Genomic DNA, 14,216 nt, shown 5'->3' with positions numbered 1-14,216 from the left:
GGTGGCGCCCCGAAGGGGCGCGGGACTGTGTCGACGTGCGGCTGCGCCGCGCGGGCCCGGCCGGCCGCGGCGGGCCCGCGGACGGCCGGCGGCCCGTCACGGCATCTGTCGCGGAGCGTTCAGTACGAACTCCTCAGGGCGTGTTCGAGGATGGCGGCGCCCTCCTCGGCCTCCGCGACGGTGAGCGACAGCGGGGGTGCGATGCGCAGGGCGCTGGTGTTGTGGCCGCCGCCCTTGCCGATGAGCAGCCCGCCCTCGCGAGCCCTCTCCAGCACGGCGGCGGCCGCCTGCGGATCGGCCTCGTCCGTGCCCGGTCTCACCAGCTCGACGCCGATCATCAGGCCCCGCCCGCGCACCTCGCGTACGCCGGGCAGCTGGGCGGCGACGGCCCGCAGGCGCTCGATGAGCAGACCGCCGACCCGGCGGGCGTTGCCCTGGAGGTCGTGTTCGAGGAGGTAGGTCAGGTTGGCGAGGCCGGCGGCCATGGTGATCTGGGTGCCGCCGAACGTCGAGATGCTGTTGGCGTCCAGGCAGTTCATGATCTCGGCGCGGGCGATCACCCCGCCGATGGACATGCCGTTGCCGATGCCCTTGGCGAACGTGACGAGGTCCGGCGGGCCGCTGCGGGCGTGCGCCTGCCAGCCCCAGAAGTGATCGCCGGTGCGGCCCCAGCCGGTCTGCACCTCGTCGGCGATCCACAGGATGCCGTGCTCGTCGAGGACCTCGCGGAAGGCGGCGTAGAGACCGTCGGGCGGGGAGGTGAACCCGCCGACGCCCTGGACGGGTTCGGCGATCAGTGCGGCGGGCGGCCGGGTGTGCCCGAGGAGGTCCTTCAGGTCGGCGACACAGGCGTCGATGAACGCGCGGTCGTCCAGTGCGGCGTACGGGCCCCGGGTGCGGACGCCGCCGTGGACGTACAGCGTCTGCAGCGGGGACAGGGAGGTCGGGGACCAGCTGCGGTTGCCGGTGATGCCGACCGCGCTGAAGGAGCGGCCGTGGTAGCTGTTGCGCATGGCCAGGACGGTGTTGCTGCGCCGGTACGCGGTCGCCAGCAGCAGGGCGGTGTCGTTGGCCTCGGTGCCGGAGGTGGTGAAGAACACCCGGGCGTCCGGGATGCCGCTCACCTGGGCGACGCGCTCGGCGAGTTCGACCATCGGCCGGTTGAGGTAGAGGGTCGAGGAGTGGATGATCCGGCCGGCCTGCTCGCCGACCGCCTTGGTCACCTCGGGCAGCGCGTGCGCGGTCATCGTGGTCAGGATGCCGCCGAAGAAGTCCAGGTACTTGTTGCCGGCGGAGTCCCAGACGTGCCGCCCTTCGCCGTGGGTGATCTCCAGCGGCTCGTCGTAGTAGAGCGCGAGCCAGTCGGGCAGGACGTTCCGGTGCCGGGAGTAGAGGTCGTTCACGGCTGTACCAGCCCTTCGTAGGCGTCGGGGCGGCGGTCGCGGTAGAAGGCCCACTGCTGCCGCACTTCCTCGATGAGGTCGAAGTCGAGGTCGCGGACGAGGAGTTCCTCGCTCTTGTCGCTCGCCGGCTCGCCGACGAACTGCCCGCGGGGGTCCACGAAGTAGCTCGTGCCGTAGAAGTCGTTGTCGCCGTACTCCTCCTGCCCCACCCGGTTGATGGCGGCGATGAAGTACTCGTTGGCGACGGCCGCGGCGGGCTGCTCCAGCTGCCAGAGATGCGCCGACAGTCCGCGGTGCGTGGCGGAGGGGTTGTAGACCAGCTGGGCCCCCCGCAGCCCCAGTTGCCGCCAGCCCTCCGGGAAGTGCCGGTCGTAGCAGATGTAGACGCCGACCCTGCCGACGGCGGTGTCGAAGACGGGCCAGCCCAGGTTGCCGGGTTTGAAGTAGTACTTCTCCCAGAAGCCCTTCACCTGCGGGATGTGATGCTTGCGGTACTTGCCGAGGTAGCTGCCGTCGGCGTCGATCACGGCGGCGGTGTTGTAGTAGAAGCCGGACTGCTCGATCTCGAAGACGGGGACGACGATCACCATGCCGGTCTCGCGCGCGAGGTCCTGCATCCGGCGGACGGTCGGGCCCTCGGGCACGGGTTCGGCCCAGCGGTAGTGCTCCGGCTCCTGGACCTGACAGAAGTAGGGGGCGTTGAAGACTTCCTGGAATCCGATGATCTTCGCGCCCCGGCGGGCCGCCTCGCGGGCGTGCTCCTCGTGTTTCGCCACCATGGACTCGGTGTCGCCGGTCCAGGTGGCCTGGACCAGAGCGGCGCGGACGACGTTGGCCATGAGCTGCTCCTTCGACGCGACGTCAGAGCCTCTACGCCCGTAGAGCAGGCCGTAGAGGGACGAAAGTAAGCCTCCGGACGGCCCTTGCCAAGACCATCGTCGTCAACCCGCTGAGTCGATCACGTTTCACACTCCTGTGGGTGAGCGGAGGAGCGGGCCGGGGGGCGGACCGGGGCACATCGGGACGAGAACGCCGGGCCGGGCCACGGAGCGTGTCTCCGCCGCCACCGTCGCCCCTGCCATCACCGTCGCCACCCCGGTCACGTCGTATGACCGGCGACGCGCAGGGCGTGGACAAGATCCCAGTACCGTTCGCCGGAGGCGGCTTGCGCGGCCTCCAGCAGCAGGGGGACGAGGCGGCCCGGGTCGGCCGCGACGCTGCGGGCGGCCTCTTCCGGGGTGCGGACCCGCACGTAGGCGTCCAGCAGCGCCCGCACTTCGCGTCCGCGGCCCTCGTCGTCCAGCCGCAGCACGGCCGCGCCGATCTGCTCCGCCGGCCGGGCCACGCCCTGCCGCAGCATCTGCCGCCCGTCGGCGTCCCGGCCCGCCGCGGCCAGTGCGTCGGCGGCGGCGACCAGCTGCTCGGCGGGCAGCGCGGCGGCCTCCCACAGCAGCGTCGCCCAGTCGGCTGCGAGCCCGGCCCGGTGCAGGGCGTCCGCGAGCGACGGGAAGCGGGCGGCGGGCCACCATGTGGCCTCCACCAGCAGCACGTGCGCCTCGCCGCTGCGTCCCTCGGCCCGCAGCCGCATCAGCCGCTCGACGACGTCGCCGACCGCCTCCCCCGCCCCGTCGTCCACCGCCTCGGCGGGGGCCGGCACCGGCTCGCCCGACGACGCGCCCCCGGCGAACCGGGCCCCACGCGGCGTACGGCGCCCATCGGCAGCCTCCGGCGGCACCACGGGCACCGGCACCTGCGGTACCGCCACGGAAGCGGCCTCATCCTCGACCATCCCGGCGAACCGGGCACTCCCACGCCGGCGCTTGCGCGGTTTGGCGGAGGCGGCAGGCGCCGTCTCGGCGAGGGAGGCGGCGGCGGGCGGCGGGACGGCCTCCCCGGCGGGGCCGGTGCCCGGCGGCACCCCGTAGGACACCGGGGCCTCCTGGACGGGCTGAACGGCTTGCCGGGCTTGTACGACTGGAACCTGCGCAGCCGGGAAGGCGTGCGCGGCTCGGGCAGACTGCGCGGCTGCGGCGGGGCGTGCGGCTTGGGAGTCATGCCCAGCCTGGTCGGACTGCGCCGCTTGACTCAGCCGCGCGGCACCGGCGGCACGCTCGGGTCGCGAAGCGTACGCGGCTCCGGCGGCGGCATGCGCGGACTGGGCGGCGTGCCCATCCTGCCCCTCACGCCCACGCTCCAGCCCTCCTCGGCCCCCCTCGCCCCTACGCTCCAGCCGTTGTCGGCCCCCCTCGCCCCCACGCTCCAGTCCTTGTCGGTACCCCTCGCCCTCGGGGCGGTCGTACTCCGCGGGGTGGGGCAACCGGGTCAGTCGGGAGCGGAGTTCGGCGCAGCGGGCGGTGGCGCGTTCGTGGTCGTCGCGGGCCCAGGCGAGGTCGAGGCGGAGGGACTCGGCCTCTTCGCGGGTGGCCGGTGCCGACAGCAGGCGGCTCAGTTCGGCCTGGCGCTCGGCGGCGTACCGCTGCTCGCGGAGCATGACGTCGAGGCGGTCGCCCAGGGCGTCCCGGGCACCGGGCCGGGCGTCGTACGCCGCGAGCGCGGCGGCGTGCAGCGCACCGGCCCGCGGCCGCTCGGCCGCCGCGGCGGCGGGGCCGTACGCCGCGCCGACGTCCTCCAGCAGCGCCTCCACGACGTCCCACGGCGGCACCTCGCGCCCGTCCAGGCAGGCCCGCATGCCCTCCGGGTCGCGTTGCCAGAAGACCCCGCACCAGCCACCGCCCTGGTCGAGGCGCGCCATGAGGCCGTCCAGGTAGCCCGCGAACTCCCGTACCCGACCTGGAAGTCGATCCACAGCCATCGCCCAGCTCCCGCCCGACCGCCAGCACTCCGGTCGGTAGGCAACACCAGTCGTGTTACGGCCCTGCTACGCAGAGTTTTCCGGCAGCGTGCGGAGACCTCATGGCGGCATGTCGACCGTTGCGCGCACCGCGGCGCCCGTACCGGCGTCTCAGGCGGCCAGCAGCGCGCACCGCGTGACGAGTTCGTCCATCGACAGGCCGAGCACCCCGGCCAGGGCGGCCACCGTGAAGAACGCCGGAGTCGGCGCCCGCCCCGTCTCGATCTTGCGCAGCGTCTCCGCCGACACGCCGGCCTCGGCGGCGACCTCGGTCATGCTCCGGGCTCCGCGCGCCTCGCGCAGCAGGCGTCCGAGCCGTTCGCCGCGTTCACGCTCTTCGGGGGTGAGAGGGGTGCGCACCATGCGGCCCATTCTAATACCGGCCCCCACCATCTCTCCCTATTCAAATACCGGTATAGTAATTGGCATGGTGGAACTGAAGACGGACACATCGATCGACGCGATGCACGCGGCGGGCCAGGTCGTCGGACGGGCCCTGACGGCCGTACGGGAGACCGCGCGCGTCGGCGTCTCCCTGCTGGAGCTGGACGAGGTCGCCCGGGAGGTGCTGCGTGCGGCCGGGGCTTCCTCGCCGTTCCTCGGCTACCGCCCCTCCTTCGCCCCGACCCCCTTCCCTGCGGTGATCTGCGCTTCGGTGAACGACGCGATCGTGCACGGCATCCCCACCCGGTACCGGCTCCGCGACGGCGACCTCGTCTCCGTCGACTGCGGCGCGGAACTGGACGGCTGGGTCGGCGACTCGGCGCTCAGCTTCGTGGTCGGCCGCCCGCGCCCGGCGGACCTCCGGCTGATCGACACCGCCGAGCGCGCGCTGGCGGCGGGCATCGAGGCCGCCGTGCCCGGTCACCGCATGGGCGACATCGCGCACGCCGTCGGCCGCGTGTGCCGTACGGCCGGCTACGGCATCCCGGACGGCTTCGGCGGCCATGGCATCGGCCGCCGTATGCACGAGGAACCCGAGGTGCCGAACGAGGGCCGCCCGGGCCGCGGCCTCCCGCTCCGCCCCGGCATGGTCCTCGCCATCGAGCCCATGCTGATCGCGAGCGGCAAGGACGCCTACTACGAGGCCGGCGACGGCTGGACCCTGCGGACGGCGGACGGCTCCCGGGCGGCCCACGTCGAGCACACGGTGGCGATCACGGAGGACGGCCCCCGGATTCTGACCGCGAGGGAGGCCGCCTGAGAGGACGGGGAGCCGGGCGAGCACCACGGCGTACCCGCGCCCCGCCGACGGACGGGCACCCCTCACCCCGGTGGGCGGACATGCCCACCCCCTCGGATCGTGTCATCGTGGGCATGAGCGACCCGCCCCCTGGTTACCCGACCGCTCCGCACGTCGTCCGCGAAGGAACGGAACGCCATGACCAACGGCTACCCTCCTGACCCCTTCGGTGAGTTCCTCGCCCGCTTCTTCAGCGGGGCCGTCGGCGGAGCCAACCGCCCTCGCCACATCGACATCGGCCGCCTGCTCAGCCAGCCGGCCCGGGAGCTGGTCAGAGGGGCCGCTCAGTACGCCGCCGAGCACGGCAGCCGGGATCTGGACACCCAGCACCTGCTGCGCGCGGCGCTGTCCACCGAGCCCACCCGCAGTCTGCTGACCCGGGCCGGTGCCGACCCCGACTCGCTCGCGACGGAGATCGACGGCCGGGCGGGCCCGGTCCAGCATCCGCCGGGCGACGTACCGCCGCCGACCTCGCTGTCGCTGACCCCGGCCGTCAAGCGGGCCCTGCTGGACGCGCACGACATGGCGCGGGCGAGCGGCGCCGGGTACATCGGCCCGGAGCACGTGCTGAGCGCCCTGGCCTCGAACCCGGACTCGGCGGCCGGGCACATCCTGAACGCGGCCCGCTTCTCGGCGGGCGGGCTGCCGCCCGAGGCCCCGGAGAGCACGCAGGCCCGCCCGGAGCGGCAGCGGCCGACCTCCACGCCCACGCTGGACAAGTACGGCCGCGACCTGACCGAGCTGGCCCGGCAGGGCCGGATCGACCCGGTCATCGGCCGGGACACGGAGATCGAGCAGACCATCGAGGTGCTGTCGCGGCGCGGCAAGAACAACCCGGTGCTGATCGGTGACGCGGGCGTCGGCAAGACGGCCATCGTGGAGGGGCTCGCGCAGCGGATCGACGACGGGGACGTGCCGGACGTGCTGGCCGGGCGGCGGGTGGTGGCCCTGGACCTGACCGGGGTCGTGGCCGGCACCCGGTACCGGGGCGACTTCGAGGAGCGCCTGAACAACATCGTGGAGGAGATCCGCGCCCACTCCGACCGGCTGATCGTGTTCATCGACGAACTGCACACCGTCGTGGGCGCGGGTTCCGGCGGCGAGGGCGGCGCGATGGACGCCGGCAACATCCTCAAGCCGGCGCTCGCCCGGGGCGAGCTGCACATCGTGGGCGCGACCACGCTGGAGGAGTATCGCCGGATCGAGAAGGACGCGGCGCTGGCCCGCCGGTTCCAGCCGGTTCTGGTGCCCGAGCCGACCGTCGAGGACACGATCGAGATCCTGCGCGGGCTGCGCGACCGGTACGAGGCGCACCACCAGATCCGCTACACCGACGAGGCGCTGGTCGCCGCCGTGGAGCTGTCGGACCGGTATCTCACCGACCGGCGGCTGCCGGACAAGGCGATCGACCTGATCGACCAGGCGGGCGCGCGGGTCCGGCTCGGTGCCCGGACGAAGGGCACGGACGTGCGCGCGATGGAGCGCGAGGTCGAGCAGCTGGTCCGGGACAAGGACCAGGCGGTCGCCGACGAGGACTACGAGCAGGCGAAGCAGCTGCGCGACCGGATCGGCGAGCTGAAGCAGCGGATCACGGAGGCGAGCGGCGACGAGAAGGCCGACGAGGGGCTGGACCTGGAGGTGACCGCGGAGGCCATCGCCGAGGTGGTGTCCCGGCAGACCGGCATTCCGGTCAGCCGGCTGACCCAGGAAGAGAAGGAGCGGCTGCTCGGCCTGGAGGAGCACCTGCACCAGCGCGTGGTCGGCCAGGAGGAGGCCGTCGGTGTGGTCGCCGAGGCCGTGCTGCGTTCCCGGGCGGGGCTGGCGAGCCCCCACCGTCCGATCGGCAGTTTCCTCTTCCTCGGTCCGACCGGTGTCGGCAAGACCGAGCTGGCCCGGGCGCTCGCCGAGGCGCTGTTCGGCAGCGAGGACCGGATGGTCCGCCTGGACATGAGCGAGTACCAGGAGCGGCACACGGTCTCCCGGCTGGTCGGCGCGCCGCCCGGGTACGTCGGCCACGAGGAGGCCGGACAGCTCACCGAGGTGGTGCGCAGGCACCCGTACTCGCTGCTCCTGCTCGACGAGGTGGAGAAGGCGCACCCCGACGTCTTCAACATCCTGCTCCAGGTGCTCGACGACGGCCGTCTGACCGACTCCCAGGGCCGGACGGTGGACTTCACCAACACGGTCATCGTGATGACCAGCAACCTGGGCTCCGAGGCGATCACCCGGCGAGGTGCCGGGATCGGGTTCGGGCCGGGCGGTGCGGACGCCGCCGAGGAGGCGCGGCGCGAGCAGATCCTGCGGCCGCTGCGTGAGCACTTCCGGCCGGAGTTCCTCAACCGCATCGACGAGATCGTGGTCTTCCGCCAGCTGACCGGTGAGCAGCTGCGGCAGATCACCGACCTGTTGCTGGAGGGCACCCGGCGGCTGCTGGACGGGCAGGGCGTCCGGGTCGAGTTCACGACCGCGGCCGTGGACTGGCTCGCGGAGCGCGGCTACCAGCCGGAGTACGGCGCCCGGCCGCTGCGCCGCACCATCCAGCGGGAGGTGGACAACCAGCTGTCCCGGCTGCTGCTGAACGGCACGATCTCCGAGGGCAGCCGGGTCACGGTGGACGCGCGGGACGGGCGGCTGGACTTCCGTACGGAGGAGGCCGGGCCGCCCCCACCGGAGCTGTGACCACGGCCCCCGGCACCGGGATGCCGGGGACCGTCACGGCACCGGGATGCCGGGGACCGTCACGTAGCTGGTACCACCTGTCTACGGCGTCGGGTCCACGACCATCGCCGAGCCGCCGCCGCGCCGTACCTTCTCGGCGGCGGCCAGCCACTTGCCGTCCGGCAGCCGCTGCACGCCGGTCGCCGCGCCGATCTCCGGGTTCTGCTTGAAGCTGTGCCCGAGGGCCTCCAGACGTGCCCGCACATCGCTGTCGTACAGGCCGGGTTCGAGTTCCGTCTGGGCCGCGTTGCGCTGGCTGGCCCGGGGCGCGGCGATCGCGTCGACCAGCGGCAGGTGCCGGTCCAGGAACCCGGTGAGGGTCTGCAGCACGGTGGTGATGATGGTCGCGCCGCCCGGCGAACCGAGCGCCACCACCGGCCGGTTGTGCCGGTCGAGGACGATCGTCGGCGAGATCGAGGAGCGCGGCCGCTTGCCCGGGCCGGGCAGGTTCGGGTCGTGGACGGCCGGGTTGGCCGGGGCGAAGGAGAAGTCGGTCAGCTCGTTGTTGAGCAGGAAGCCCCGGCCGGGCACGGTGATGCCGCTGCCGCCGGTCTGCTCGATGGTGAGGGTGTAGGCGACGACGTTGCCCCACTTGTCGGCCACGGTCAGGTGCGTGGTGTTCTCGCCCTCGTACGTCGTCGGGGCCGCCGTGCCGCCCCTGCCGCAGGCCGCCGGGTGCCGCGGGTCGCCCGGGGCGAGCGGGCTCGTGAGCACCGCGTCGTCCTTGATCAGGCAGGCGCGCGAGTCGGCGAACCGCTGCGACAGCAGTTGCCTGGTGGGCACGTCCTCGAAGGCGGGGTCGCCGACCCAGCGCCCGCGGTCGGCGAAGGCGATGCGGCTCGCCTCGATGGAGCGGTGCAGGTACTGCACCTCGCTCGCCTTCGAAAGGTCCGTGCCCTGGAGGATGTTGAGGGCCTCGCCGACCGTCGTGCCGCCGGAGGAGGAGGGGGCGATCGAGTACACGTTCAGGCCGCGGTACGAGGTCCTGGTGGGCGCCTGGAGCTTGGCGCGGTAGACGGCCAGGTCCTTCTCGGCGAGCTTGCCGGGGCGGGCGTTCCAGCCGGAGGCGGGGTCCACGGGCGGGTGTTCGACGGTCTTGACGATGTCGTCGCCGATGTCTCCGCGGTAGATCGCGCCGACGCCCCTGCGGCCCAGCTCCTCGTAGGTGCGGGCGAGTTCGGGGTTCTTGAGGGTGGAGCCGACGACGGGGAGCTGTCCGTTCGGCAGGAACAGCTTCACGGTGTCCGGGAAGTAGCGGAACCGGGTCTCGTTGGACGCGGTCTGCGAGCGGAAGGTGTCGTCCACCGTGAAGCCGTCGCGGGCGATCCGCTCGGCCGGCTTCAGGACGGTGCCGAGCTTCTTGCTGCCCCACTCGTCCAGCGCCGTCTGCCAGGTGGCGGGCGTGCCCGGGGTACCGACGCTCAGGCCGCTGCTGACGGCGTCGGCGAAGGCGAGCGGTTTGCCGTTCTCCGTGAACAGTTCGGAGTCGGCGGAGAGCGGTGCGGTCTCGCGGCCGTCGACGGTGTGCACGGTGCGGGACCGGGCGTCGTAGTAGACGAAGTAGCCGCCTCCGCCGATGCCGGCGGAGTAGGGCTCGGTGACGCCGAGCGCGGCGGCGGTGGCGACGGCCGCGTCGACCGCGTTGCCACCGTGTCTCAGCACCTCGATGCCGGCGGCGGAGGCGTCCGCGTCGACGCTGGCGACGGCGCCGCCGTAGCCGACGGCCACGGGAACCTTGGTGGCCTTCTCGCTCGTTGCGGGGGCCGGTGGCGCAGTCGCCCCCACCGACACCACGGCGGCCGAGACCGCCAGAACCGCCAGTTTCCGCGTACCTGGGCGACCCATCCGTACCTCCCGTCGGGACAGTCCGCGCAGCGTAACCAGATCGCCGTAGTACCGACAGTACGCCTCGGTGCCCTGCCACACGAACGTCACACATCGAACACGGGTACGTAGCGGTCGCCCCGGGGTCGCTAGCATGCGCGGCCATGAACGACGACATACGCAACATCGTCCTGGGCGTCATAGCGGCGGGCGTCTCCGCCTCGCTGGGCTGGCTCGCCCGTACGTATCTGTGGCGGCGCAGACTGCGGCGCAAGCAGGTCTTCTTCGGGCTGCCGGACCACTCCGAGTCGCTGCTGGTGGTCAACCGCAACGCGGGCGGGCCGGAGTTGTCGGTGATGCGGCACGACGTGTTCGCTCTGCTGGAACTCTCCGCCCTCATCAAGGACTGCAACGCGAACGCCCAGGTCGTGGCGCACGACGCCACTCAGCAGGGCTTCGGCGAGCGCACGGAGTTCTGCCTCGGGGGTCCCGCCTCGAACCGCCGGATGGGCGCCCACCTCTCCTCGCTGCTGCCGGGCATCCACGTGAACATCGAGGCCGAGGCCGGCCCGGACCTCGGCGCCTTCCGGATCGGCGGGGACGACTACCGCATGGAGGGCGGGCGGAGCGAGTACGTGCTGCTCGCCCGGCTCACCGCGGGCGGTCGCGGGGACTCCCGCCCGGTGTTCCTCTTCTGCGGTCAGCGTGCCATCACCAACCAGGCCGCCACCCGGTACCTCGCCCGCCATCACGAGCGGCTGGCCCGCAAGTACGGCGGTGGCTCCTTCGTCCTGCTGCTGAAGGTGGTCAACTCGCAGGCCTACGGCCCCGATGTGGTCGAACTGGTGGCGGACGTGACCCGGGCGGCGCTGACGCCCCTGCCGGAGGCGGCGGCCGCCACCAGCGACTGACGTTCAACAGTCTTCCTCGTCAACAATCTTTACCCGTACGTAACTTACCGACGGGTTACTTGCGGTAAGCGGCCAAGGTTACCGTCGGGTCACTTTGCACTGAACCGAGTGAAGGAGTGACCCATGGGACACGGTCGCACCGCTCTGCGCACCTCCGCAGCGGGAGCCGTCTCGGCGGCGCTGATCGCCGGCACCGTCGTCGGCCTGGCGCCGGCCGCCGAGGCCGCCCCGTCCGTCCGTTTCGTCGACATCACCGGCGACGGCGGCACCGTGCTGAAGGCCAACGTCCTCACGCCCGCGGGCGCCGACGGCTCGCGCGCCTACCCGCTCATCGTGCTGCCCACGAGCTGGGGCCTGCCGCAGGTCGAGTACCTGGCGCAGGCGCAGAAGCTCGCCGACTCCGGCTATGTGGTGCTCAGCTACAACGTGCGCGGCTTCTGGCAGTCCGGCGGCCAGATAGAAGTGGCCGGTCCGCCCGACATAGCGGACGCCTCCAAGGTCATCGACTGGGCCCTCGCGCACACCCCGGCCGACCCGCGGCACGTCGGCATGGCGGGGGTGTCCTACGGGGCCGGGATCAGTCTGCTGACCGCCGCCCACGACAAGCGGGTCAAGGCCGTGGCCGCGCTCAGCGGCTGGGCGGACCTGATCGCCTCGATCTACTCGGGCCGCACCCAGCACCTGCAGGCGGCGGCCGTCCTGGACGGCGCGGCGACCCTCACCGGCCGCGAGAGCCCCGAACTGCGGGAGATCTTCGACAACCTGTACTCCTCGGACCTGTCCAAGGAGCAGCAGATGATCGACTGGGGGAAGAAACGTTCCGCCGCGACCTATGTCGACCAGCTGAACAAGAACGGCGCCGCCGTCATGCTGGCCAACGCCTGGGGCGACACCGTGTTCCCGGCGAACCAGTACGCCGACTTCTACGAGAAGCTGACCGGGCCCAAGCGGCTGGAGCTGCGCCCCGGCGACCACGCGACCGCCGAGCTGACCGGCCTGTTCGGGCTGCCCAACGACGTGTGGACGGACACCGAGCGCTGGTTCGACCACTACCTCAGGGGCGCCGACAACGGCATCGACCAGGAGCAGCCGGTCCGGCTGAAGTCCCGTTCCGCGGGGGGATACGAGGGCTACCCGGACTGGAAGTCGGTCGGCGCCACGCGCAGGAAGATCGCGCTCGGGGGCTCCACCACCATCCACGCCAACGTCGACTCCGGCGCGGACGGCGGGATCGTCTTCCTCTCCAGCATCCTCGACCAGGTCGCGCAGCTGCCGCCGATCGCCTCGATGCCGCTGCTGCCGCGCCGTTGGGCGGCCGTGTGGCAGTCCGAGCGGTACGGCAGCGCCCAGCAGGTGCGCGGCACGGCGCGCCTGCACACCACGCTCACCCCGACGAAGGAGAGCGGCACCCTCGTCGCCTATCTGTACGACGTGGGGCCGCTCGGCATCGGCAAGCTGGTCACCCACGCGCCGTCGACGTGGCACGGGCGGACGCCCGGCGAGCCGTTCGGCGTCGACCTGGAGCTGTTCTCCACGGCCTACGACGTCCCCGCCGGGCACCGCCTCGCGCTGGTGGTCGACACGGTCGACCCGCTGTACATCGAGCACAACCCGTCCGGCGCGCAGCTGACCTTCTCCTCGCCCTCGGACGACCCGTCGTACGTGTCCGTCCCCGTGCGCGAGCAGTGATCTCCGGCTGCCGCCGGACGAGCCTGGCCCGTGTGAACTGCCGCCCCCTTACGGTCTCGGGGCCGTGGGGGGCTCCCCACCCGGCAGCGGCGCCCCAGGACCGGCCGTGGCGACCGCCACGGCCTCGGTCTTGGGACTGCGCTGCTCACGGCGGGACACCCAGCCGGCGAACCACGAGAGCAGCATGCACATCCCGATGTAGATCGGCGAGATCACCATCACCACAGGGATGAACGGCAAATCGTAGTCGAGGTTGGAGGCGATGAGTTTCCCGGCGTGGAGGAACTCCTCGTAGGTGATGAGGAAACCGAGGGAGGTGTCCTTCAGAGCGACCACGAGCTGGCTGATGATGGCGGGCAGCATGGCCCGTACGGCCTGCGGGACGAGGACGTGCGCCATGACCTGGGTCTTGCGCATGCCGAGCGCGAACGCGGCTTCGTGCTGGCCGCGTTCGACGGAGTTGATCCCGGAACGGAAGACCTCGGCGAGGACCGAGCCGTTGTAGAGGGTGAGTCCGGCGACCAGCGCGGGCAGCGGCTGCACCTTCAGCGCCACGAAGATGAAGAAGATCATCACCAGGACGGGCATGGCCCGGAAGAACTCGACGACGAGCGTGGCCAGCCAGCGCACCGGCCGGTGGTCCGACAGCCGCCCGGTGGCGAGCAGTCCGCCGAGGGCGAGGGAGAGGACGGCCGCGAGCACGAAGGCCTTCAGGGTGTTGCCGAGCCCGCGCAGCAGCAGTTCCTGGATGCCCTTGTACTCGAAGGGCATCCACTTCGTGTACGTGAACTGCCCGGTGTCGAACAGCAGATAGAGGATCCAGGCGATGAGGGCGAGCAGGAGGGTGGTGCACAGCACACCGTAGATGCGGTGCCGTTGCCGGGTGCGCGGGCCCGGGACGTCGTAGAGCGCGGTGGCCTCGGTCATCGGGCGACTCCGTACTTCCGCTCCAGCAGGTTGAACAGGGCGCTGATGGCGAGCGTGATGATCAGGTAGCCGACGGCGATCCAGACGAAGGTCCAGACGATGTTGTAGCCCAGCTCGTTGATGGTCTTGTAGGTGCCGAGCAGTTCGGTGACGCTGAACGCGCCGGCGATCGCGGAGTTCTTGGCGAGCGCGATGAGCGTGGAGCCGACGGGCGGGATCACGGACCGGAACGCCTGCGGCAGCACGACCACGTTCAGGGTCTGCCCGAAGGTCATGCCCAGGCTGCGGGCCGCCTCGCCCTGCCCCCTGGGGACGGTGTTGATGCCGGCGCGCAGCGCCTCGCAGATGAACGCCGAGGTGTAGCAGCCGAGGGCGAGCACCGCGAACACCTCGAAGGGCAGCACGAGTCCGAACCGGGGCAGGCCGAGCAGCACCGCGAAGAACAGCAGGGTGAGCGGGGTGTTGCGCAGCACCGTGACCCACATCGTGCCGAAGACGCGCAGGGAGCCGACCGGGGCGACCCGGAAGGACGCCATCAGGAAGCCGAGGACCAGCGCCAGCAGGGAGGACCAGACGGTCAGTTCCACCGTGCCGAGAAAACCCTCCCAGTAGGTCGAGAAGTTGTCTTTCAGTACGTTCATGCCGTCCTC

The 14,216-nt window shown here is 71.9% G+C and carries 11 protein-coding genes; 4 read left to right on the top strand and 7 right to left on the bottom strand.

The window, feature by feature from the left end; all coding sequences use genetic code 11:
• Window positions 1-119: 119 nt before the first annotated feature.
• From ACZ5CW_RS16405 to ACZ5CW_RS16390, 4 genes are all read right to left on the bottom strand, one after another.
• Window positions 120-1,403 carry an aspartate aminotransferase family protein gene (locus ACZ5CW_RS16405; RefSeq protein ID WP_468601706.1) on the bottom strand — a complete coding sequence of 428 codons (1,284 nt, stop codon included), beginning with the start codon at window positions 1,401-1,403 and terminating at the stop codon, window positions 120-122.
• The gene (locus ACZ5CW_RS16400; protein ID WP_468601704.1) at window positions 1,400-2,242 is read right to left on the bottom strand and encodes a nitrilase-related carbon-nitrogen hydrolase; all 843 of its coding nucleotides are present in this window, start codon (window positions 2,240-2,242) and stop codon (window positions 1,400-1,402) included. The genes ACZ5CW_RS16405 and ACZ5CW_RS16400 overlap by 4 nt, the downstream gene beginning before the upstream one ends.
• Before the next feature lie 260 nt (window positions 2,243-2,502).
• On the bottom strand, window positions 2,503-4,215 hold the full coding sequence (locus ACZ5CW_RS16395; RefSeq protein ID WP_468601702.1) for a hypothetical protein: 1,713 nt from the start codon (window positions 4,213-4,215) through the stop codon (window positions 2,503-2,505).
• Window positions 4,216-4,365: 150 nt separating this feature from the next.
• Window positions 4,366-4,617 (bottom strand): helix-turn-helix domain-containing protein, encoded by a 252-nt coding sequence (locus ACZ5CW_RS16390; RefSeq protein WP_468601700.1) that lies wholly within the window; start codon window positions 4,615-4,617, stop codon window positions 4,366-4,368.
• 64 nt (window positions 4,618-4,681) lie between these two features.
• Between ACZ5CW_RS16390 and map the strand changes: the two genes are divergently transcribed.
• Together map and ACZ5CW_RS16380 are read left to right on the top strand one after the other, a co-directional pair.
• A complete protein-coding gene (map, locus tag ACZ5CW_RS16385; protein ID WP_468601698.1) occupies window positions 4,682-5,458 on the top strand; it encodes a type I methionyl aminopeptidase in 777 nt (258 codons plus the stop codon).
• A 177-nt stretch (window positions 5,459-5,635) separates the two neighbouring features.
• Window positions 5,636-8,176: an ATP-dependent Clp protease ATP-binding subunit gene (locus tag ACZ5CW_RS16380; protein ID WP_468601696.1), complete on the top strand. Its 2,541-nt coding sequence runs from the start codon at window positions 5,636-5,638 to the stop codon at window positions 8,174-8,176.
• An 81-nt stretch (window positions 8,177-8,257) separates the two neighbouring features.
• Here the strand turns inward: ACZ5CW_RS16380 and ggt are convergent, their stop codons facing one another.
• Window positions 8,258-10,060 carry a gamma-glutamyltransferase gene (ggt, locus tag ACZ5CW_RS16375; protein WP_468601694.1) on the bottom strand — a complete coding sequence of 601 codons (1,803 nt, stop codon included), beginning with the start codon at window positions 10,058-10,060 and terminating at the stop codon, window positions 8,258-8,260.
• A gap of 143 nt (window positions 10,061-10,203) precedes the next feature.
• On the opposite strand from ggt, the gene ACZ5CW_RS16370 reads away from it, so the two are divergent.
• Window positions 10,204-10,950 (top strand): hypothetical protein, encoded by a 747-nt coding sequence (locus ACZ5CW_RS16370; protein ID WP_468601692.1) that lies wholly within the window; start codon window positions 10,204-10,206, stop codon window positions 10,948-10,950.
• Between the two features lie 123 nt (window positions 10,951-11,073).
• Window positions 11,074-12,639, top strand: a complete 1,566-nt coding sequence (locus ACZ5CW_RS16365) for a CocE/NonD family hydrolase (protein ID WP_468601690.1) — start codon at window positions 11,074-11,076, stop codon at window positions 12,637-12,639.
• A gap of 48 nt (window positions 12,640-12,687) precedes the next feature.
• Here the strand turns inward: ACZ5CW_RS16365 and ACZ5CW_RS16360 are convergent, their stop codons facing one another.
• Both ACZ5CW_RS16360 and ACZ5CW_RS16355 read right to left on the bottom strand, forming a co-directional pair.
• Entirely contained in the window at window positions 12,688-13,566 is an 879-nt protein-coding gene (locus ACZ5CW_RS16360) for an amino acid ABC transporter permease (protein ID WP_468601688.1), read from the bottom strand.
• Entirely contained in the window at window positions 13,563-14,207 is a 645-nt protein-coding gene (locus ACZ5CW_RS16355) for an amino acid ABC transporter permease (protein WP_468601686.1), read from the bottom strand. The genes ACZ5CW_RS16360 and ACZ5CW_RS16355 overlap by 4 nt, the downstream gene beginning before the upstream one ends.
• Between the last annotated feature and the right edge of the window lie 9 nt (window positions 14,208-14,216).

The organism is Streptomyces sp. NPDC031379 (assembly GCF_055569615.1).
Note: the sequence above shows the minus strand (reverse complement) of the source record. Positions and strands in the feature narration are given on the sequence as shown.